We start from the raw sequence: 21,701 nt of genomic DNA on the forward strand, positions 1-21,701 counted from the left end.
GAGCCTTAGTCCAGGTTGGGAGACAGCCAGCGGGCCAGCTCAGCAGTTTTCATGCTTTTTCGTGACGCCAAGGACGCCAACTGATCCTCGCCGATTTTACCCACAGCGAAGTATCGCGCTTCGGGATGAGAGAAATACCATCCACTGACGGACGACGCGGGCTCCATCGCATAGTTGTCTGACAGGGTGACGCCGCAGCGGGCTTCCGCATGGAGCAGGTCAAAGAGGGCGCGTTTTTCCGTATGGTCAGGGCAGGCAGGGTAACCCGGTGCCGGGCGTATTCCCTGGTACTTCTCGCGGATGAGTTCCTCATTCGACAGTTGCTCATCGGATGCGTATGCCCAGAACTCCTGACGTACTCGCAGATGCATATGCTCGGCGAGAGACTCCGCCAAGCGGTCAGCCAGCGCTTTGAGCATTATCGAACTGTAATCGTCGTGCTCGGCTTCAAAGGCCGCTGCGCGCTCTGCAACACCATGACCCGTGGTGACACAAAAGCCGCCGATGTGATCGTTGTTTGGAGCAATAAAATCGCTAAGGCTGAAGTTCGGCTGCCCGTTGGCTTTTTCGGTCTGCTGGCGCATGTGGTGAAGCCGAAGCGGTGCCGGGGTCTCGCCGGTTTCTACCAGAACATCTTCACCATCGCTGTGGGCAGGCCAAAAACCGATGGCGGCACGCGCTTCCAGCCAATCTTCGTCCACAATCTTTTTGAGCATGGCCTGAGCATCGGCGAACAAATCACGCGCCTGTTCACCAACAACATCATCGTCGAGTATCTTAGGATATTTACCAGCCAGCTCCCAGGTTATAAAGAACGGCGTCCAGTCGATCGTGTCGATGAGATCAGTCAGAGGTATTTCCGTGAAAACCCTCACACCGGTAAAGGTCGGCGTAGGCGGTTGGTAACTGTCCCAGTCGAGAACGGCCCGGTTTGCCAGAGCAGCTTCGTAGGACAGCCGCTTGGCTTTGGGCTTTCGGTTGGCCATGCGCTCGCGGACCTGGATGTATTCTTCGCGACGCTCATTGACGAATCCTGACTTCTGCTCGCCCAGCAATTGCGATGCAACGGACACACTTCGCGATGCGTCCGGCACATAGACCACAAGATCGTTCTCGTAATGGGGCTCGATCTTCACAGCGGTATGGGCTTTAGACGTTGTCGCACCTCCAATCATGAGCGGTACAGAGAAGCCTGTGCGCTGCATTTCGCTGGCGACGTGGACCATCTCATCCAGCGAAGGCGTGATCAGCCCACTCAAACCAATGACGTCGACATTTTCTTCTTTCGCCACGCGAAGGATTTCTTCGCAGTGCACCATCACGCCGAGATCAATGACCTCGTAGTTGTTGCACTGCAGGACAACACCAACAATGTTTTTGCCAATGTCGTGAACGTCGCCTTTGACCGTGGCCATGAGGATCTTGCCGTTGGTACTGCCTTCAGCTTTTTCGTCTTCGATATAGGGCTGCAGGTAGGCGACTGCCTGCTTCATGACGCGAGCACTCTTGACCACTTGGGGGAGGAACATCTTCCCTTGACCAAAAAGATCTCCGACAACGTTCATACCGTCCATGAGCGGTCCCTCGATCACTTCGATAGGCCGGGCCGCCTGTTGTCGCGCTTCTTCGGCGTCTTCTTCAATGAAGCCGTTGATGCCTTTAACCAAAGCGTACTCAAGACGCTTTTTGACCGGCTCATCGCGCCAGGCGAGGTCTTCGACGCGCACCGTGGCCGGGCCATCGGCGTGATACTTGCTCGCAATCTCGAGAAGGCGCTCGGTACTGTCGTCACGACGATTGAGAACAACGTCTTCTACCGCATCGCGCAGTTCTGCTGGAAGCTCGTCATACACGGCGAGTTGGCCCGCATTGACGATACCCATGTCCATACCCGCTCGAATCGCGTGATACAGGAAGACCGAGTGAATGGCCTCGCGGACTGGATTGTTTCCCCTAAAGGAGAAGGACACATTCGACACTCCGCCGGATACTTTGGCGCCGGGGAGGCTTTCTTTAATCCAGCGGGTAGCCTCAATAAAATCTACGGCGTAGCTGTTGTGAATCTCGATACCCGTAGCAACGGCAAAGATATTCGGATCGAAGATAATGTCGTTGGGATTAAAATTCAGACGCTCTCGCAGCAGATCCCAGCTTCGCTGGCAGATTTCTTGGCGGCGGGCCACGGTGTCGGCCTGACCATCCTCATCGAACGCCATAACGACTACCGCCGCGCCGTAGCGCTGGCAGAGTCCCGCCTGCTCGAGAAACTCTTCTTCACCCGCTTTGAGGCTGATGGAGTTAACCACCGCCTTGCCCTGGACGCAGCGCAAGCCCGCCTCAATAACTTCCCAGCGCGAGGAGTCGATCATGATGGGAACGCGAGAAATATCAGGCTCTGACGCGATGAGATTCAAAAATGTCACCATGGCTTCCTTGGCATCGAGCATGCCTTCATCCATGTTCACGTCGATGATCTGCGCACCGTCCTCAACCTGAGTGCGCGCCACATCCAGCGCCGTTTCATAATCCCCCGACAGGATGAGTTTCTTGAAGCGTGCCGAGCCCGTCACATTGCAACGCTCACCCACGTTTACAAACAGGCTGTCATCGTCAAAGGTGAATGGTTCAAGACCGCTCAGCTGACAGGCAGGGGGATTAGAGGGCAGGGAGCGGGGCGCTATCCCCGTTACAGCATTTGCGATAGCGCGGATATGTGCCGGCGTCGTACCGCAGCAGCCACCCACTAGATTAACAAAGCCTCGTTCTGCAAAGTCCTTGAACTCCGCAGCCATGACTTCCGGAGCCTCGTCGTACTCACCAAAGGCATTGGGGAGTCCTGCATTAAGATGCGCGCTGAAGTAGCCCTCGGTGGCTTTTGAGAGTTCTTCGAGAAACGGGCGCACTTCGAGAAAGCGCCTGCCACAGTTGCTCCCCACAACCAGAGGACGGGCATGCGCTACGGAGTACCAGAATGCCGTAGGGCTTTGGCCCGACAGGTTCCGGCCACTGACATCGGGAAAAGTAACCGAGATCATGACCGGGAGGCGTAGCTCCCGTTCTTCGAAAACGGACTCAATAGCAAAGATTGCCGCCTTGGCATTCAGCGTATCGAAAATGGTCTCTACCATCAGGAGGTCGACACCGCCATCAAGTAAACCGCGGGTGGCCTCTGCGTAATCTTCGCTAAGCCGGGCGAAATCGACATTTCTGGCACCGGGGTCGTTAACATCCGGGGAAATAGATGCGGTTCTGGGTGTTGGGCCAAGGACCCCGGCGACGAAACGCGGCTTGTCAGGGGTTTCTGCAGACATTGCATCCACAGCTTTACGTGCGACTCGGGCCGAGGTTTCGTTCAGTTCTCTTGCGATCGCCTGTAGACCATAGTCCTCGAGTGCTATGGCTGTGGCATTGAAGGTATTCGTCTCGACGATATCGGCGCCAGCCTGAAGGTAAGCCCTGTGGATACCTTCAATGACATCCGGACGGGTAATCGACAAAAGGTCGTTATTGCCCTTTAGATCTCCCGCGTGATCAGCAAAGCGTTCGCCACGATAGTCCGCTTCCTGCAGGCCCTCTGCTTGAATCATGGTCCCCATAGCGCCGTCGATAACCAAAATTCGATCGCGCAGAGCATCGGCCAGAGGGCCGGGAAGGGGAGTGAAAAGATTCATGATTGTGACTCAGCCTGTGGCTTCTATGTAAGGGGGTTTACGCGCAGATGCAGATAAAGGGCATCTGCCCGCACAAATGCGGGGCGGGATGATAGCAGATCGTGGTCGCCGGAGCATGGTCAGTAGGGCACAACTTAAGGGAAAGTTGCGAGGCTTTTCCTGGGAAACAGTGACGACCCTGTACAGGCCCGCTATAATACCTGAGTAATTCACTCAAGAACCGTGTGGACATAGTTGATGCTAACCATTACTGAAAGTGCCCAGGAATATCTTGCCGAACTATTGGGTAAGCAGGACGACGCCCTGGGAGTACGCGTGTTCATCAATCAGCCGGGCACAGCTCGCGCTGAGACCTGCATTGCGTATTGCCGTGAGGGCGATGTGTTGGAAGATGATGTGAAGCATCCCTTTGAAAAGATAACCGCCTGGTTTGATGGACGCAGCGTGCCGTTTCTCGAGGATGCTCTGGTGGATTACTCCACGGATCGCATGGGGGGGCAACTCACTATCAAGGCGCCCAACGCCAAAATGCCTCAGGTCAGTGATGATTCGCCCATCGAAGACCGAATCAACTACGTGCTTTATAACGAAGTAAACCCGTCGCTGGCCGCTCACGGTGGTGAGGTGTCACTGGTGGAGGTCACCGATGACGCTTTCGCGGTATTGCGCTTTGGAGGGGGGTGTCAGGGTTGCAGTGCGGTTGATATGACTCTCAAAGATGGCGTTGAGAAAACCCTGCTGGAACAACTACCTCAGCTCAAAGGCGTGCGCGACATGACCGATCACTCAGATCGCAGCAACGCCTTCTATTGATCGTAATCAGTTCGAACCAGCGTTGCTCAAGCGCCGGGGGAGCACATCCCTGAGTTTACCGTGCAGTCCCCGCAGACACTCTTCAGTATTTTCCCAGCCAATACAGGCATCAGTGATAGAAACCCCGTACTGCAGGTCGTCGGCATTACTTGCCATGCCTTGGTTTCCGCCATGCAGATGACTTTCAATCATGAGACCAATGACCGACTGGTTTCCTGAAACAATCTGGTTTGCGACGTTATCGGCGACCAGGGGTTGCAGCGATGGATCTTTGTTGGAGTTGGCGTGACTGCAGTCAACCATGATGTTTTGAGGCATATCTGCTGCCTCCAAAGCCTGCTCGCAGAGTTTTACATTGACTGAGTCATAGTTGGGGCCCGTGCTTCCACCGCGCAGGACAACGTGCCCATAGGGGTTGCCCCGGGTGGTAAACACGGAGACCTGCCCCTGACTGTTGATTCCCAAAAAGCGATGAGATTGAGATGCGGCGCCCATTGCATTAACAGCCACAGTAAGCCCGCCATCCGTGCCATTTTTGAACCCGACAGCCGACGAAAGCCCACTGGCCATTTCGCGGTGTGTCTGGGATTCCGTGGTCCGGGCACCAATCGCAGACCAGGAGATCAAGTCCTGAAGATACTGCGGAGAGATCGGGTCCAAGGCCTCGGTAGATACCGGTAAGCCCAGAGAGACAACGTCCGTAAGCAACTGTCTCGCGATCGTTAGGCCTTCTTCAATTTGAAAGGAATCATCAAGGTAGGGGTCATTGATAAGGCCTTTCCAGCCGATGGTGGTTCGTGGTTTTTCAAAGTACGCCCGCATGACGATGAACAAGGTGTCGTTCAGTTCCTTGGCGAGGGTGTTCAATCGCTTGGCATATTCCATCGCCGCAGTCGTATCGTGAATCGAGCAGGGGCCCACCACGACCAGGAGTCGTGGGTCGCTGCGATCAAGAATATTAAATACGCTCTGGCGGCTCTCGGTGACCGCACTTTCAAGCGCTTCTGTCAATGGCACAAGCTGCTTCAGCGCAGCTGGCGTTGGCAATATGTCTTGTGAGGCGACATTGATGTTGTGGACATTGTTACTCATGAAAACGATCCTGCTAGAGTGCGGGTTTGCTGACTGACGGGTGACGACGAATTGAGGCGCGGGAGTGTAATGCAGGGACGCGACAATGAATAGACAGACTCCGTGCGTGATTGTGAGACTAACATCATGAGTTTGCGTCCCCTTTTTGCTGATATAGAAAGTATCGCTGGGTTCCTCGCTGATGGGACTGCGGTGTTGACGCCCAACCGACGCCTCAGTCGCGCTGTTCGTGACGCCGAACAGCAGTACCGTCGCGCTCATGGAGAAAAGGTGTGGAATAGCAGCACCGTGCTCCCACTGCGGCAGTACTGGATAGAACGCTGGCGGCATGCGGTAACGCGTGGATTTTTGCCTCCCGCAACGCTTGTGGACGTAACAGCCCAACGACTCATCTGGCGCAGGATCATCGACGCGGACACTGAGCTTCCTTTTTCCCTGCTGAGTACGGGGCGCGCCGCAATGCTCAGTCAGGAAGCCAGCGAGCGGCTGGCCCTTTGGAGAATAAGATTGGAAGACCCGGCCATTCGCCAGGCTTTTAGTTTTGACGAGGACTCCCGCGCATTCCTGCGCTGGGAGAGCAGCTTTCGCGAGGCACTGGCAGAGCTGGACGTAATGACTCCGGAACAGGCTTTGGAGCTATTGCTCGACTGTCCCGAGGCTCTTGATCAGTCCGTGGCACTTCTCAGTCAGGATGACTTACCACCGCTTCACCAAGCGCTTTGCGAGGCGTCACCGGCCTGGCAACACATTGCCCCGCAAGCGGGCAGTGCAAAGATAAAACCAACGCGTACCTTTTCCGATAGTCCCGCAGAGCTGCAAATGGCAGCGAAGTGGTGTCGCGAGCAGAGAGAAAATGATCCTCTCGGGCGCTACGCGGTGGTTTTGTCTGATATGCATCAGGAACGGGACCGCATGGAGTACTGCCTTCGTCAGGAGTTTGGCTGCCTGACGCAGGAATACGCGAGCTTGCCGGTGAATTTCTCGACGGGTTTTACCCTCGATCGGGTGCCATTGGTTCGAGACGCGCTACGGATACTGGAGCTCAGCCTCCTAGAGGTCGACGTGGAAAGCGTCGTAGCGACATTGCAGTCCAGATTTGTCACTCCCCTCAGGCTGCACAGCGGTCAACAGGAGGCCTCTGTAAGGCGGCTCCGGGAGCTGGCGGTGGAGCGTGTGCCCCAGCGTGTCATGCGCAGCATTCTGGACGATGTATTTGAAGAAGCTGCAAGTACCCCCTGGGATGCGGTTATGCAGCTCGAGGCTAACGGCGCCTGGCAAAAACGCGCTCGTCCGCCTTCCCAATGGTTGGAGCCTTTTAGGGCGATACTTGCGGCCTGGGGTTGGCCCCTGGGTACGGCCCCGGACTCGCTGGAGTACCAACAGGCTGTGCAGTGGCATGAGACTTTGGACCTTTTCGCTACCCTGGATCCATACACTGGCGCATTGACCTTACCGGCGGCTATTCAAAGCCTTCGCGAGGTGCTGAGTGAACAGCAGTTTCAACCGCGCACGGAGGATCAGGCTGTTCAGGTATTAGGTCCCCTTGAGACCACGGGGCTTAGCTTTGACGCCGTGTGGATTACCGGCATGAGTGCAGCCCGCTGGCCCGCGGCGGCACAAGCAAATCCTTATTTACCCCACGGGCTGCAGCGAGAGCAGGATATGCCCCATGCCAATGCTGCCTGGGAGAGACGATGGGCTAACACCCGATGGGAGCAGTGGCTGTCGGGCGCTGGAGAAATCCAGGCAAGTTACGTCAATCAGCTCGATGGTGTCCATGCCTTACCCAGCCCACTGTTGGCGCAAGCGCCGGAACAGTCAGATTCTGAAAGCTGGTGTGCTGCAGACCGCTGGGCAAAGCAAAGTTCTGCTGCGCAGTTCGATAAGATCTCTCCTGGCTCGGTGGCGCTAAGCGAAGAAGAACATGCCCATCGTAGTGTCGGCGCGAATGTGCTGGAGCAGCAATCCGCTTGTCCCTTTCAGGCGTTCGCGGCAACACGCTTGGCGGCGGTTCAGGCGCCAGGCCTCGCCGTGGGTCTTTTGTCGTCTGAGCGGGGAACAATGTTGCATAGAGCTCTATTTCATATCTGGGGCGAGCTCCACGACAGTAAACAACTCGCTGCGCAGGACGACAAGTCTCTGGCGGTCCATATAGAAAAATCGCTTGAGTATGCTCAACAGGGCCTGATCAAGGAGCGTCTCGATGTGCTGGGCAACGACATATTGGCACTGGAGATGCGGCGCTTGGAGCGTGTCTTGCGCAAATGGCTTAGCTCTGAAAAGGACCGCAGTGAAGACTTTACGGTGATTGCCCGGGAGGATCCTCAAGAGCACCAGCTCGGCGATTTGCGGCTCCGTCTGCGCGTGGATCGGATCGATGCGTTAAGCGATGGAAGCAAGCTCATTATCGACTACAAGAGTGGTGCAATTGGCAGCGTCAACCAATGGCTGGGCGAACGTCCGTCGCGTCCCCAGCTTCCGCTTTACGCCCTGCTGCGACCTGTCGCCGCGGGAATCACCTATGCGTCATTGAAGCCTGGCAGCGAGGGTTTCAAGGGCATTGGCGAGCGGGAGTTTGTTCAAGGCGTCGTAGGTGCCGAAGAATATCTGCAGGACGATGAAGTCGGTGGCATGGACGCTTTGCGAGAGCACTGGGATCGGGAGCTCTCCGTGCTTGCAGATGAGTTCGTCGCAGGGCATAGCCCGGTAGATCCCACCAAGGAAGCCTGTCGTTACTGCCAACGTTTCGCACTTTGCCGTTTGGGTGAGGAGCTGACATGACCCCAGTTGATCACAGCGCTCGGGAGGCTGCCGTAGATCCACAGCGGTCTTTCTGCGTCAGTGCCCCCGCTGGATCGGGTAAAACCGGTTTACTGGTGCGTCGATTCCTGGGTTTGCTGGCGCGAGTAAGTGAACCGGAAAGTGTCGTAGCGATCACCTTTACACGAAAAGCAGCCACGGAAATGCGCGCGCGTATCGTCGGTGCCCTTCGCGATGCAGCGGAGGGTGTTGTCGCTAACAACCCCCATGAAGCGGCGCTCCTGAGCGCGGCGCAGGCGGTGGCGGAACACGATCAGTCTTTAGCGTGGGGACTATTGGAGAACCCGTCGCGTCTTCGAATTCAGACCATCGATAGCTTTTGTGGGTACCTCACTCGCCAAATGCCGGTGCTCAGCGGCTGCGGAGGGCAGGTGACAGCAACGGACGACAGTCGCCCCCTCTATCGCGAGGCGATCTCGCGATTTCTTGACCGGGAAGTGTCGCGGCGCGGGCAGGGAGCAGATAGCGATATCGACACTCTGCTTCTTCACCTCGATAACAACTGGGACAGTGCGGTTGAGCTGCTTTCTAAGCTCCTGCAGCGCAGGGAACAGTGGCAGCCGGTTTTTGGCGGAGCGGGTTTAGGCGCCGCTGAGCGCCATAGCCTTATAGAGATCACAGAATCACTGGTGCGCTTTCGTCTGGATGAGCTCGAGCGTCGCCTCGATAAGCATGTTAACGAGCTCCTTGATCTCATGGCCTATCGTCAGGAGCAATTGGGGCAGGAAGTGATTTTCACTCACGAAGAAAAGGATCTCGGCGCATGGCGCTCTGTTGCGGAACTGTTGCTCACCGGTAAAGGTGACTGGCGCAAAACAGTCAATGTGAAGAATGGTTTCCCCCCGGGGAAGGGCGAGGCGGCTGATCGTAAAGCACAGATGCTGGCGCTGCTGAGTGCCTTGTCCAGCGAAGGTGACGCTGCTCTGCTGATTGAACTGCAACAGGTTTTACTCTTACCCGACGTAAACGATGAGCCCGAGCACTGGAACGTGCTGACAGCCGTGACGCGGCTCCTTCCCCGTTTAGGCGCCGAACTATTGCTCGTCTTTCAGCAACGCGGAGAAGTCGATCACGCGCAAATAGCCATGGCAGCATTGGCGGCTCTTGGCCCTGACGAGGAGCCCACGGATCTTGCACTGCGCCTGGATCATGTCATAGAGCACTTGCTGGTCGATGAGTTTCAGGACACATCTTCAGTGCAGTTTGAATTGGTGCGCCGTTTAACCCGCGGATGGCAAGAATACAACGTTGCCAACCCCGCGGCGCCGCGCACCTTGCTGCTCGTTGGTGATGCTATGCAGTCGATTTACGGCTTTAGAGAGGCCAACGTCGGGCTGTTCATCCGCGCACGCAACGAAGGGATGGGCGATCTACCACTCAGTTGTGTGGATCTAAGCGTCAACTTCAGGAGTCAGGCGGGCCTGGTGGGATGGACGAATGAACACTTCCAGGTCGGCTTCCCCGCTGCCGATGACCCTCAACTGGGCGCCGTGAAGTATCGAGCAGCAGCCGCGGCACGGGACAGCATCGCCGCACCGGAAATTGCGCTATTCACCGGCGACGGCGCCGCGGAGGCCGAGATCGACGCCCTTTGTGACAAGCTGGAAGAAGGAGTCTGTAACGACGAGGTGAAGAGCATTGCCATACTTGGCCGCTCCCGCACGCAGCTACGCCCCGTGCTAGCCGCGCTTCGAGAGCGGGGTATTGAGGTTGCAGCCCGCGACCTTGATACCTTGTCGCAGCGCATGCTGGTGCGTGACCTGCTTACGCTTAGCACCGTCCTGTGTGACCAATTTGACCGTTTCGCGTGGCTTTCTCTGCTTCGAAACCCTTCCATCGCAATGGATAACGCGGATTTATTGTTGATGTCCTTGCACTGTTCCTCGGCGGCGGAGTTACGTGGCGATGCCTTTATTCAGTCTTCGGCGTTTAATCAAATGTCAGACATCGGCCAAGAACGTGTCCTCAGCTTAAAAGGCTTACTTCACTGGGCAGATCACTACCGTGAGCGCCTCGCCTTGAGGGTCCTCGTCGAAGAGTCCTGGCTGTTATTGTCTGGGGCGTCCAGTCTTGCCAGCGACGCTGATATCCTCGACGCAGAACGATTTTTTCAGTGTCTGGAGCAATTAGAGGCAAGCCAACAAACGCTGAGCGGCCGCAGCTTAAGTGAGGCGGTCGATACTCTCTACGCATCACCCGGTGACGAACGCTGTAAGGTTGAGGTGATGACCCTGCACAAAGCCAAAGGTTTAGAATTTGATTGGGTGTTTATTCCTGCGCTGGCCAAAAGCACCGGGGGCCAGGATGCGGAACTGCTACTCTGGGATGAGTTTGTATTGCCCGGCTCAGCCCCGACCTTTCTCATGGATATTCGCGATAACGCGGAGGGTGCGGGCGAACCCCGTCTATATGACTTTTTGAAGGCGCAGGCGAAACAGAAGAGTGACACTGAGGCGACGCGGCTCTTTTACGTTGGCTGCACTCGCGCCGCAGACTATCTCTGGCTCGGCGGGAGTCTGAAGTGGGACGAAGAGAAAGGCGAGCATAAGCCACCGGAAAAAGGTTCGCTGCTAAAAGTGATTTGGCCGACAATACAGGATAACGCTGAGGTTGCTTTTGTACCTCTGGGTCCGGAGGTCGAGGACCGGGCTTCTGGCAACTATCGTCGCCTCTCTACTTTGCCTGAGATCACAGCCATTGCTAAGGAACTCCCGGGGCAGGGACTCAATTTACCGGAGAATCGTCTTGCCCGAGCCTTCGGCACTGCGCTTCACCGCTGCTTCGAAGCTTTAACTTATCGACGCGAATTACCCGATGCCTGTGATCCACCGTTAGAGGCGCTGCTCCGCGTAGCGCTGATAGAGGCGGGTGCCGACGCCCAGGGACTCAGCAAGTTGCTCGATGATGGTCGTGCAATGCTGGATCGATTACTGGCTGACCCCTGGGGACGCTGGATGCTTTCGTCCGAGCGCAGCGAGAGGGCCGCAGAGCTGGCTCTAACGCAAGTCACTAGCGAGGGCGCCCAACAGCTGATTCTCGATTACATGTTCCTCGATGAGGCCACTGGAGAGCGCTGGGTTATAGACTACAAAACCAGTGCTCCCGGTAGCAATGAAACTGAGACGCAATTTCTGGAAACACAGTTGCAGACCTACGGCTCACAACTCGAGTCGTATTTTGAGGCGCTGCAGAGTCGCTTCGGTGGGCCCATTCGCTGCGCGCTGTATTTCCCGGCGCTGGGGCGTCACGCAGAGTGGCTGCCGTCGCCGCGCTAGTCAAAAAGCCACAGCCCCTTCTATAATCTTCGGACTTCCAATGACGAGCGTGCCCCGGTCATGAAAACTTCACTATTCTTAGTTGGTAAACGCTGGTCTAAAAGTCGCGGTCTCAGCCCGTGTCTTTTACTGCGGACTGCCCTCAGTGTCTCGCTGTTCGCCTTGGCGGCTTGCTCTGAGCCGCCCCCACCTCAGGAGAGTGCTGCTGCTCGGCCCGTAAAGCTGTTCACCGTGGACACGAGTTTGGGGGCTGAGATTCGACAGTTTCCCGCGACCATCGAGGCAGCCACGCAAGCTGAGCTCTCCTTCAGAGTCGCTGGGCAGCTCGAAGCTTTGCCTGTCAGGGAGGGCGACGTGGTAGAGGCCCAGCAGATTGTTGCCCAACTGGATGCCACAGACTTTAACAACACGCTCGAGGATCGTGAGGCAGTGTTTGAGAACACCCAGCGAAATTTCAATCGCGCCGGGGAGCTCATCGGGTCTGGCAGTATCTCCCAACTGGATTACGATCGTATGGAGGCGGATTTTCGCTCTGCACGGGCAGCGTTAGCTCAAGCAAAGGCCAATGTTAGCTATGCAACTTTGCGCGCGCCATTCACCGGCCGCATCGCAAGACGGTATGTTGATAATTTCGAAGAAGTCCGTGCTAAGCAGAGCATCGTGTATCTGCAGGACACGGAACTGCTCGACGTCATCATTGCAATGCCGGAGTCAGTTATCCGCTCGGTGACTAGCGGGGGCGAGGACGAACTATCCAACGCAAACATCGAAGAGAGTAGCGCTGAAAGAGTCCGTGCGATGGCGTCTTTTGATAATCGCCCAAACATTAGCTACGCGCTTCAAATCAAGGAAATCGCAACGCGCGCCGACCCGGACACGCAAACATTTGCCATGAGATTCAGCATGCCGCAGCCCGACGAATTTACGGTTCTGCCGGGCATGACCGCTCAGGTAGAACTGGATTTCAGTGGTCTGGTTCCCAGTGATGCTGTGACCTGGGTGCCTGCACGAGCGGTTCAGGCCGATGCGGCGCTGTCTCCTAGAGTCTTCGTTTTTGATGAAGCGACAATGCAGGTTCGAAGTCTCAGCATCGAAACGGGCCGAGTGTCCGGGGACATGATCGAGGTTCTATCCGGGCTAAGCGGTGGAGAAGAGATTGTCGCCGTGGGCGCCAGCTATCTGTCTGATGGCATGCGGGTTACACGAATGGCTGGAGGAGAGCAGGCAATTCCTCGGGAAGCGGCAGCCAACGTCAGCATGCCCCTATGAGCATCGCTGCCTACTCGGTCAGAACGCCGGTAATTTCATGGCTAGTCATCGTCATCATGGTTTTTGGCGGAGTTTTCGGCTTTCAGAAGATGGGCAAGCTGGAAGATCCTGCTTTCACCATCAAAATGGCCAAGATCATCACCCAGTACCCCGGGGCCTCCGCTCAGGAAGTCCAGGACGAGGTCACTTACCATCTCGAGGACGCTATCCAGAAGTTGCCCCAGCTCAAACGGCTGAAGATGTCAGTGTCGCGACCGGGCCTGTCCGATATCACCATCGAGTTTAAAGACGAGTACAGCGCAGCAGAGCTGCCCAACGTATTCGACGAGCTGCGCAGAAAAGTCACTGATGTTCGGCCAAAACTGCCCCCCGGCGCCCAGGCACCTATTGTTATTGACGACTTTGGGGATGTGTACGGCGTCTATTTAATGCTCACTGGAGAGGGTTATACCTGGCGGGATCTCTATGACGTAGCGGATGACATAAAGCGGCAACTAGTGCTCGTCAAAGGGGTCCGCAAAGTATCCATCGACGGCGAACAACAGGAAGTTGTGTACGTCGACGTATCACGCTCGCAGCTTGCGGAGCTGGGTATTGATCCCGCCACTATCGCCGGTGTTCTTGGCTCCCAAAACTCTGTTGTTGATGCGGGTAATGCGCGCGTAGGCGATGACTATTTGCGGATTAAGCCTACCGGAGAGTTCGACTCCGTTCAGGAGATTGGAGACCTTTTGATCTCTTCTCAGGATAGAAATCTCCTGCGATTAAAGGATATCGCCACGATCACCCGCGCCTACGAGGCGGTTCCCGTGAAGCTCTACTACCAAAATGGTCAGTCAGCGCTCAGCGTTGGGGTCAGCATGGCCCAGGGCGAAAATGTTGTGGAGGTCGGCAAGCGCTTAAGTGAACGCATTGCCGAGCTCCAGACGCTGATCCCCATTGGCATGTCTCTCGATGCGGTTTATGACCAGCCAGCGGAGGTGGAGAAATCTGTGGGCGGGTTCATTGTCAGTGTGGCTCAAGCGGTCGCGATTGTGATCGCCGTGCTGCTGCTGTTTATGGGACTCCGCACCGGTTTGATCATAGGGTCCGTATTACTGATTACCGTCGCCGGCACGCTGTTAATCATGTACCTCTTCGGTATCGAATTACAGCGTATATCTCTCGGTGCTTTGGTTATTGCTTTAGGAATGCTCGTCGACAATGCCATTGTTGTCGCCGAAGGGATGCAGGTACGCATGCAGTCCGGTATGAAAGCGATTGATGCGGCAACCGAAGCGGTAGGCAAGACTATATGGGCGCTGCTGGGTGGCACGGCGATCGGTATTCTTGCCTTTTCCGCCATTGGACTATCGCCCGATAACACCGGTGAGTTTGCGGGCTCCCTGTTCTACGTCATTCTCATATCGTTATCCCTGAGCTGGATAACAGCGGTGAGCACCACTCCGCTGTTATGCGCGCTGCTTCTTAAGCCGGGTGGACCCGAGCAGGACCTTGACCCTTATGATGGCAAGGTTTTTCGAGCTTACCGGCAAGTTGTGGCCTTTGCGGTGGATTATCGTCGCTTTACCTTGCTGCTCGTTGCCGGGTTGTTTGTGCTGGGCGTCGTGGGATTTGGGCAGGTCAAAAGCGGGTTTTTCCCCGCCTCGAGCACTCCGCTGTTTTTTGTCGACATTTATGAGCCCGAGGGTTCGGATATTCGTAAAACCCGGAATGACACCTTAAAGATCTCTCATTTTCTCCGCGAGCAGCCGGAAGTTCTCCAGACAACGACAGTGATCGGCGGCGCGCATCAGCGCTTTACCCTGGTGTATGACGCTCGAGAGCCCACACCGGTCTACAGCCAGATCATTGTGCGTACCAAGGATCCAAGTCAGGTTGCGGCGCTGCAAAAGCGTGTAGCAGAAAAAATACGCGACGAAGCGCCCTGGCTGGACCCCATCGTCAAATCCTTACGAATTGGTCCGGGACGAGACGCGAAAATAGAGGCGCGCTTTTCTGGGCCCGATGCAAGAGTGCTAAGAGAGCTCTCGGATCAGGCCGAGGCCATCATGCGTGATGATTATGAAGCGGTTGATATCCGTAATGACTGGCGATCACCGGTCAAGCTAGTGACTCCAGTGTTCAACGAACAGGTTGGTCGGCAGCTGGGCATAAGCCGCGAGGACCTCGGTAACGCCATGAAATTCGCCTTCGATGGGTCGCCCGCAGGTAGTTATCGCGACAGCAATCGTGTTTTGCCCATAAAGATGCGCGCCACCGAAAGCGAACGTGTGGATGTCGACGCTATTCGTGACGTACAAATCTGGAGTGCGGTGCTCGGCCAGACAGTCCCTGCGTCTGCCGTCATATCAGGCTATAGAACTGACTGGGAAAACGCCCTGTTAAGGGGACGCAATCGCATCCAAACCATTATCGCGTCATGCAATCCCAGCGGGGAGCTGGCGCCACCGTTGTTCGAGCGTATTCGGCCGAAGATCGAGGCGATTGAGCTGCCCTCGGGATACGCGCTGTCCTGGGGGGGAGAATACGAAGACAACGCCAACGCCCAGCAAGGTCTTGGGCGATCTCTGCCCGTAGGTATCTTAATGATGATCCTTACCAGCATCGTGCTTTTTGGCAAACTCAAGCAACCGCTGATCATTTGGCTCACGGTGCCTCTGGCAATCGTTGGCATTAGCGCCGGCCTATTGGCAACCAACGGGGCCTTTGACTTCATGTCTATGCTCGGCGCTCTGTCACTGATCGGACTGCTGATTAAAAACGCCATCGTGCTCATAGAGGAGATCGACCAGCAGATTGACGAGGGTAAGGATTCTTACGAAGCGATTTTGGATTCTGCGGTATCCCGAGCCCGCCCGGTAGTGCTTGCTGCGGCCACCACCATCCTTGGACTGATCCCGCTTCTGTCAGACGTATTCTTTGTAAATATGTCGGTGACGATCATGGCGGGGTTAGGGTTTGCCTCGGTTCTAACCCTGACCGTGGTGCCCACGCTGTACGCGGTATTCTTTGGTATCAAAAAGGATACGAGTGCATCTACTCCCTAGAGGACAAGAGGGTCTCAAAGAACGCGGTAATGACGCCGAAGTCGACAGAGGAGAGGAGAGGGGAGCTGGCGATAGAGGAGAGGAGAGCTGGCATTCAGCACTGTCCTCACTGTGCTATTCCGAAAGCATTCTTCCAAAACTACTCCTCCAAAACTACTCCTCGAATGCCCAGCGACCGTAATCCTAGTCTCCGCTCAAGAATAGGGTCAGTGATTGCCCGGGCTGCAGGTAGCGACGGGGATCCAGTTGGTTCCAGCTGATGATGTTATCGATGGTGACGTCAAAACGTGCGGCTATCTCATAGAGCGAATCACCTCTGCGAACGGTATAGCCTCGGCGTACACCGGTGCTGCCTTTTTGCGCCAGCGCAAGACTCTCCTGCCAGGCGGCACTGTCAGGAATCATCAATGTGTCACCGGCGCGGATAAGATTGCCATCGAGATTATTGACCTCTCGCAGTAAGCCCACCTGCGTGTCAAAGTTTTTTGCGATGCGAATCAGGCTGTCGCCCCGGCGAATACGATAGTGCTGCCAGGTCACTCGCTGGGAGTCAGGAAGCTGGGCAATGGAAACCGCGAAGGAGGGCGCGACGGCCATCGGCACCAGAATTTTTCCATCGCTATTGGGCGCCGTGGCCCAACGAAGCTGCCCGGGGTTGTAGTTGCGCAGCTGGATTAGATCAATGCCCGCCAGCTCCGCCGCTCGGAGCATCTCGATCTGTCCCCCTGTATCGATCATCTCGAAAGCCGGAGAATTGGGAATGTTATGCAGACTGACTTCCAGAGCCTCGCTGAAGGCGATGATGGTGCTGAGTGCGATTAATCGCGGCACATAGCGACGTGTTTCCCGGGGAAGCTCAAGCGACCAGTAGTCTGTAGGCATATCTCTGCTCGCGTTGCGTTTGATCGCACGCTGCACTCGCGCCTTACCCGAATTATAGGCAGCCAGGGTAAGCAGCCAGTCGCCATCGAAGTCGGCGTTCAGGCCCTCCAGAAAGTCCAGGGCATGCCTGGTGGAGTCGCGAACATCCAGTCGACCGTCAAACCACCAATCTCTTCGTATGCCCAAGTCGTCTGCCGTGCCAGGCATGATTTGCCAAAGTCCGGCGGCCCGTTGATTGGAGACCGCGAAGGGGTTCATGGCGCTTTCAACCATCGGTAGTAATGCTATTTCGATGGGCATGTCTCGTGCTTCTACTTCGCTCACCAGGTGGTAAAGGTAGCGTTCGGCGCGGGCACCAGTGATCTCGAAGTAGCGCGGTTGTTCGAGGTAATGCTCGCGGGCAGCGCCTATACGCGCATTGTGCAGCGTATGCATCTCGAGTTGCCGGCGTATTCTGTCCCACAGATCCACCGGTGGCCCCAGCTTTTTGCTTGCACCGGGGTCTCTCGCCGGTGGCAGAATCTCTGCTGCAGGAGTCACTGACGCAGTGCTCCCCTGAGGTTTGTCGCTTTGAATGCTGCAGGCACCCAGCACGAGCAGGGCGGCGATTAAAGGCGCCCTTAGAGAGAGCACGTTCAGAACTGATCCTTCCATGCTCGAAGACCGGCGAACACCTCTGTGGTGTTTGTGCCCGAATCACGTCCCGCAGCGGCAAGGCCCTGGGCAAGACTGGGTTCGGCGCTGCGCAGGAACGGGTTAGTCGCCAGCTCCAGGGCGATGGTCGATGGAACAGTTGGGACGCCTGCTGCGCGAAGGGCCTGAGCTTTAATCTCGCGCTCCTGCAGTTGCTTATTGTCCGGTTCAGCAGCTCTGGCAAATGCCAGATTGGCCAGCGTGTACTCGTGGGCACAGTAGACCGCCGTGTTTGCGGGCAGTGCCGCGAGCCGACTGAGGGATTCGTGCATCATTGTCGGGTTCCCTTCGAAGATACGGCCGCAGCCTCCGGCGAAGAGGGTGTCGCCGCAGAACAGCAGGGGCGACTCGCCTGCCTGGTAGTAGGCGATGTGGTCCAGGGTATGTCCGGGGACGCTGATAACTTGAAAGCTGTAGTCGCCTACGGGGAGGCTATCCCCGGCGACGAGTTCCACATCTATGCCGTCGATAGCCGGATTCACGGGCCCATACACGGTGCAGCCATACTTGTCCTTCAGCGCCCGAAGTCCCCCGACATGATCAAAGTGGTGGTGGGTAATGAGGATGCCCGCCAATGACAGGCCCCGCGACTCGAGGGCCATCTCCACCGCCTGGGCATCTCCGGGATCCACAACCAAGGCGGTTTGGTCGCTATTCTCAAGTAGCCAAATATAGTTATCGCTAAAGGCAGGAACGCCGACGATAGAGGACATAAGCAGTGTTTCTCTAGATACAAAAAAAAGAATTTAGAGACGCCTCAAGTTAGAAGTAGTCGGACGTTGCATGCGGGCAACGCACTGGCTACTCTCCTAACTGTGAAGAGCATCGCGAACATGCAGTCTATCGAGATTTCCCAAGCTCTGGAATCCTGGTACGCCAGAGAGTCCGGGGAAGAGCTTAGTGCGGCGATTCGAGAGCGCCTGGAGCCGGTGCTGGGACTGTCCTTCGGATACCATATTTTGCAAATAGGGCCCTTGGCGAGTCGGAGCCTCATCGCTGATAGCCCCATCAATCATCAAATTTATGCGAGCGCGGCCACAGACCGCACTGCATCGGTGTTTTGTCACGGAGACGAACTGCCTCTAGAGAGTGATAGCGTTGACACGCTTGTTGCGTTTCATGCTCTTGAGTTCGATGAACATCCCCATGGCAGTTTGAGAGAGATGCAGCGGGTTTTAAGGCCTCATGGTCATTTGGTGGTTGTCGGCTTTAATCCCTACAGCTTGCTCGGCGCATCGCACTACGCTCAGGGTCTTCGTAAAGCCAGTCTCTGGAGCCGCCAAAGACATCGTCCTGTCAGTCTCCGTCGACTGACGGATTGGCTACGCCTATTGGACTGCGAGTTAGAAAGCGCTCAGCAGCTCTTTCCCGTGCCCCTGGCCGGTAAAGGACGTTGGCGCAGATTCGTAGGGCGGGTCGATGCGTGGGCTTGTGATCACAAACTGCCCGGGGGCAGTGTGTACATCGCTCATGCGATCAAGCAGATCGGTGGTGTTCGACGACCCAGAAGCCTGCGCGTTCTGGCGCGCGAGAGCTTTCGCGGGCTCAGTGTGGCAGGAAGCCCGGCGCCGACGCCGCGGCAACCCAGAACCAAAAACAGTGATCTGGCGGCCTGAGCCAGCAGTTAAATTAGACTTGAGACAGCATGAAAAACGTTGAGCTATTCACCGATGGCGCCTGCCGTGGGAACCCCGGTCCGGGCGGCTGGGGAGCCCTGCTGACCTTCGCGAACAAAGAGCGCGAACTCTACGGCGCTCAGCCTGACACAACTAACAATCGCATGGAACTTAGTGCAGCCATTGAGGGGCTCGCAGCATTAAGCGAGGCCTGTAATGTTCGACTCGTCACAGACTCCACCTACGTCATGAAAGGCATCACAGAGTGGCTACCCAACTGGAAGCGCCGAGGATGGAAAACCGCGGCCAAAAAGCCCGTAGCCAACGCCGACCTGTGGAAGCGCCTGGAGACCGAGAGTGAACGCCACACCATTGCCTGGGAGTGGGTTAAGGGGCACAGCGGCCATCCGGGAAACGAGCGGGCCGACGCTCTGGCGAATCGGGCTATCGATGAAATGCTCTCCAAGCCTCAAAAGGACTGATTACCCCCATGCGACAAATAGTGCTGGACACGGAGACCACGGGCCTTGAAGTAAGCCAGGGGCATAGAATTATTGAAATTGGCTGTGTCGAGTTAGAAAACCGACAGCTAACCGGACGACACTTTCACCGCTACATTAATCCAGAACGGGACATCGACGCTGGAGCCATTGAAGTCCATGGTATTACCGCAACGTTTCTGGCGGATAAACCGCTCTTTTCTGCGGTGGCAAAAGACTTCATCGAATTCGTCGATGGTGCAGAGTTGATTATCCACAACGCACCGTTTGATATCGGCTTTCTTGATAGCGAACTCAGTAGACTGGACGCCGCCGCAGTGCCCCTCGCGAAGCGATGTGAGATCACTGACACATTGATCATGGCGCGAAGCCGACATCCTGGGCAGCGCAATAGTCTCGATGCGCTCTGTGGGCGCTACGCGGTGGATAACTCCAGCCGCGACCTTCACGGCGCTCTGCTGGACGCGGAGATTCTAGCGGATGTCTATCTCACCATGACCGGCGGTCAGACCGCGCTGGCCTTGGGGGGAGACGATGGTGACAGCCAGGGACGGAGTCGCACCAGTGGGCTGCGCCGTTTGCCCGCTAACCGACCCCGTCTGCCGGTTATTCAGCCCACAGAGTCAGAGCTTACTGCACACGAGGCTCAGCTCGACAGCATTGCAGCAGCGGGCGCAGAACCCCTTTGGAGGCGCGTTAAAAGCGTCAGCTGAGCTCGCAAGCCTGTTTGGGAGGTCTGGGAAGACTTTAGCGATAGTGAAACGCGGCCTGGATGTCATTCCAGGCCGCTTGGAACCTCAGATAAACAAGGTTACGCAGGCCAGGCCTACGCCACCCATCACGAAGGTGTAGGGCAGGGCCATGATGACCATGCGGCCGTAGGACAGGCGAATGAGCGGTGCCAGTGCCGAGGTCAACAGGAACAGGAACGCTGCCTGTCCATTGGGCGTAGCAACGCTGGGAAGGTTGGTTCCGGTGTTGATAGCCACCGCCAACTGATCAAACTCGAGTCGACTGATGGTGCCCGCGTCCAGGGCCGCCTTCACCTCATTGATGTATACCGTTGCAACGAATACGTTATCGCTGATCATCGATAAAACACCGTTGGCAATAAAGAACATTCCTGGCCTGATATCCGAATTCATGGCCAGCACCGCATCAATCACCGGTGTGAACAGGTGCTGGTCATGGATAACGGCAACAATGGCAAAAAACACCACCAATAGGGCTGTGAAGGGCAGGGCTTCCTCAAAGGCATGACCAATCTGATGCTCCTCCACAATGCCGTTAAAGGCGGTGAGGAGGACAATGACCATGAGTCCGATGAGGCCGACGGCCGCCCAGTGCATAGCCAGGCCCACAACGAGTATCAAAGCGACAAGTGCTTGAACCACCAGGCGAGCGACATCCCGGGAATTGCGCTCCGAATCAGCATGATCCTGAAACTCGTTCAACACCAGACGCACGGACTCTGGCAGCTTAGCTCCGTAGCCAAACTTCCCGGACCATTCGAGCAATGCACAGGTCATTAGTCCGCAGGCCAGCACAGGCATGGTTACGGGCGCCATCACTGTCACAAATTTGATGAAATCCCAATCAGCCACCGATGCGATAAGCAGGTTCTGGGGTTCTCCTACCAGGGTACAAACCCCGCCGAGCGCGGTGCCCACGGCGCCGTGCATCAACAATGAGCGTAGGAATGATCGGAAATTCTCGAGATCTTCTCGATGGTTCGCGTGCACTGCTGCGTCATCGCCGTGATCATGGCTATCGTGCTGAGACCCCTTGCCCGAGGCTACTTTGTGATAAACCGAATAAAAGCCCACGCCAACACTAATGAGTACCGCGGTTACCGTTAGCGCATCGAGGAACGCTGACAAAAAAGCTGCCACCAAACTGAAGAGCAGGGATAAGACAACTTTTGAGCGCACTTTGAGAAGAATCCGCGTGAACACAAACAACAGCAGGTCCTTCATGAAGTAAATGCCCGCGACCATGAACATCAGCAGAAGGATGACTT

General features: G+C 56.2%; 13 protein-coding genes. 8 read left to right on the top strand and 5 right to left on the bottom strand.

The annotated features are described in order from the left end of the window. Nucleotides 1–5: 5 nt before the first annotated feature. Complete coding sequence (gene metH / locus ACTG39_RS10785) at nt 6–3,671, bottom strand: methionine synthase (protein WP_439107566.1); 3,666 nt, start codon at nt 3,669–3,671, stop codon at nt 6–8. A 237-nt stretch (nt 3,672–3,908) separates the two neighbouring features. Here metH and nfuA point away from each other — a divergent pair, with 237 nt between their 5' ends. Further along, nucleotides 3,909–4,484: a Fe-S biogenesis protein NfuA gene (gene nfuA / locus ACTG39_RS10790; protein ID WP_439107567.1), complete on the top strand. Its 576-nt coding sequence runs from the start codon at nt 3,909–3,911 to the stop codon at nt 4,482–4,484. 6 nt (nt 4,485–4,490) lie between these two features. Here nfuA and ACTG39_RS10795 read toward each other — a convergent pair whose 3' ends face one another. Further along, nucleotides 4,491–5,576 (bottom strand): 3-deoxy-7-phosphoheptulonate synthase, encoded by a 1,086-nt coding sequence (locus ACTG39_RS10795; protein ID WP_439107568.1) that lies wholly within the window; start codon nt 5,574–5,576, stop codon nt 4,491–4,493. Nucleotides 5,577–5,702: 126 nt separating this feature from the next. Between ACTG39_RS10795 and ACTG39_RS10800 the strand changes: the two genes are divergently transcribed. The 4 genes from ACTG39_RS10800 (at nt 5,703) to ACTG39_RS10815 (ending at nt 15,990) form a co-directional block, all read left to right on the top strand. Beyond that, nucleotides 5,703–8,357, top strand: a complete 2,655-nt coding sequence (locus tag ACTG39_RS10800; RefSeq protein WP_439107569.1) for a PD-(D/E)XK nuclease family protein — start codon at nt 5,703–5,705, stop codon at nt 8,355–8,357. After that, a complete protein-coding gene (locus ACTG39_RS10805) occupies nt 8,354–11,671 on the top strand; it encodes a UvrD-helicase domain-containing protein (protein WP_439107570.1) in 3,318 nt (1,105 codons plus the stop codon). The genes ACTG39_RS10800 and ACTG39_RS10805 overlap by 4 nt, the downstream gene beginning before the upstream one ends. 162 nt (nt 11,672–11,833) lie before the next feature. After that, nucleotides 11,834–12,940 (top strand): efflux RND transporter periplasmic adaptor subunit, encoded by a 1,107-nt coding sequence (locus ACTG39_RS10810; protein WP_439107571.1) that lies wholly within the window; start codon nt 11,834–11,836, stop codon nt 12,938–12,940. Next, nucleotides 12,937–15,990, top strand: a complete 3,054-nt coding sequence (locus ACTG39_RS10815; RefSeq protein ID WP_439107572.1) for an efflux RND transporter permease subunit — start codon at nt 12,937–12,939, stop codon at nt 15,988–15,990. Before ACTG39_RS10810 ends, ACTG39_RS10815 begins: the two co-directional genes overlap by 4 nt. 183 nt (nt 15,991–16,173) lie before the next feature. Here the strand turns inward: ACTG39_RS10815 and ACTG39_RS10820 are convergent, their stop codons facing one another. Both ACTG39_RS10820 and gloB read right to left on the bottom strand, forming a co-directional pair. Then, complete coding sequence (locus ACTG39_RS10820) at nt 16,174–17,526, bottom strand: LysM peptidoglycan-binding domain-containing protein (protein WP_439107573.1); 1,353 nt, start codon at nt 17,524–17,526, stop codon at nt 16,174–16,176. Next, the gene (gloB, locus tag ACTG39_RS10825; protein WP_439107574.1) at nt 17,508–18,278 is read right to left on the bottom strand and encodes a hydroxyacylglutathione hydrolase; all 771 of its coding nucleotides are present in this window, start codon (nt 18,276–18,278) and stop codon (nt 17,508–17,510) included. The genes ACTG39_RS10820 and gloB overlap by 19 nt, the downstream gene beginning before the upstream one ends. A 120-nt stretch (nt 18,279–18,398) precedes the next feature. Here gloB and ACTG39_RS10830 point away from each other — a divergent pair, with 120 nt between their 5' ends. Genes ACTG39_RS10830 through dnaQ form a run of 3 tightly spaced genes read left to right on the top strand, consistent with a single transcriptional unit; the run spans nt 18,399 to nt 20,394 of the window. Then, nucleotides 18,399–19,181 carry a class I SAM-dependent methyltransferase gene (locus tag ACTG39_RS10830; protein WP_439107575.1) on the top strand — a complete coding sequence of 261 codons (783 nt, stop codon included), beginning with the start codon at nt 18,399–18,401 and terminating at the stop codon, nt 19,179–19,181. A gap of 29 nt (nt 19,182–19,210) precedes the next feature. Then, nucleotides 19,211–19,663 carry a ribonuclease HI gene (gene rnhA, locus ACTG39_RS10835; protein ID WP_439107576.1) on the top strand — a complete coding sequence of 151 codons (453 nt, stop codon included), beginning with the start codon at nt 19,211–19,213 and terminating at the stop codon, nt 19,661–19,663. Nucleotides 19,664–19,671: 8 nt separating this feature from the next. Then, entirely contained in the window at nt 19,672–20,394 is a 723-nt protein-coding gene (gene dnaQ, locus ACTG39_RS10840) for a DNA polymerase III subunit epsilon (protein ID WP_439107577.1), read from the top strand. 84 nt (nt 20,395–20,478) lie between these two features. Here dnaQ and nhaB read toward each other — a convergent pair. Further along, on the bottom strand, nt 20,479–21,701 hold a 1,223-nt coding region (gene nhaB / locus ACTG39_RS10845), incomplete at its 5' end, for a sodium/proton antiporter NhaB (RefSeq protein ID WP_439107578.1).

Source organism: Congregibacter sp. (assembly GCF_965662665.1).
GTDB lineage: Bacteria > Pseudomonadota > Gammaproteobacteria > Pseudomonadales > Halieaceae > Congregibacter.

Bases quoted from the DNA above. Each gene is read 5' to 3' on its own strand.
- ACTG39_RS10815 (WP_439107572.1), top strand. From the start codon at position 12,937: ATGAGCATCGCTGCCTACTCGGTCAGAACGCCGGTAATTTCATGGCTA.
- dnaQ (WP_439107577.1), top strand. From the start codon at position 19,672: ATGCGACAAATAGTGCTGGACACGGAGACCACGGGCCTTGAAGTAAGC.
- rnhA (WP_439107576.1), top strand. From the start codon at position 19,211: ATGAAAAACGTTGAGCTATTCACCGATGGCGCCTGCCGTGGGAACCCC.
- ACTG39_RS10820 (WP_439107573.1), bottom strand. From the start codon at position 17,526: ATGGAAGGATCAGTTCTGAACGTGCTCTCTCTAAGGGCGCCTTTAATC.
- ACTG39_RS10830 (WP_439107575.1), top strand. From the start codon at position 18,399: ATGCAGTCTATCGAGATTTCCCAAGCTCTGGAATCCTGGTACGCCAGA.
- ACTG39_RS10795 (WP_439107568.1), bottom strand. From the start codon at position 5,576: ATGAGTAACAATGTCCACAACATCAATGTCGCCTCACAAGACATATTG.
- ACTG39_RS10805 (WP_439107570.1), top strand. From the start codon at position 8,354: ATGACCCCAGTTGATCACAGCGCTCGGGAGGCTGCCGTAGATCCACAG.
- gloB (WP_439107574.1), bottom strand. From the start codon at position 18,278: ATGTCCTCTATCGTCGGCGTTCCTGCCTTTAGCGATAACTATATTTGG.
- nfuA (WP_439107567.1), top strand. From the start codon at position 3,909: ATGCTAACCATTACTGAAAGTGCCCAGGAATATCTTGCCGAACTATTG.
- ACTG39_RS10800 (WP_439107569.1), top strand. From the start codon at position 5,703: ATGAGTTTGCGTCCCCTTTTTGCTGATATAGAAAGTATCGCTGGGTTC.
- metH (WP_439107566.1), bottom strand. From the start codon at position 3,671: ATGAATCTTTTCACTCCCCTTCCCGGCCCTCTGGCCGATGCTCTGCGC.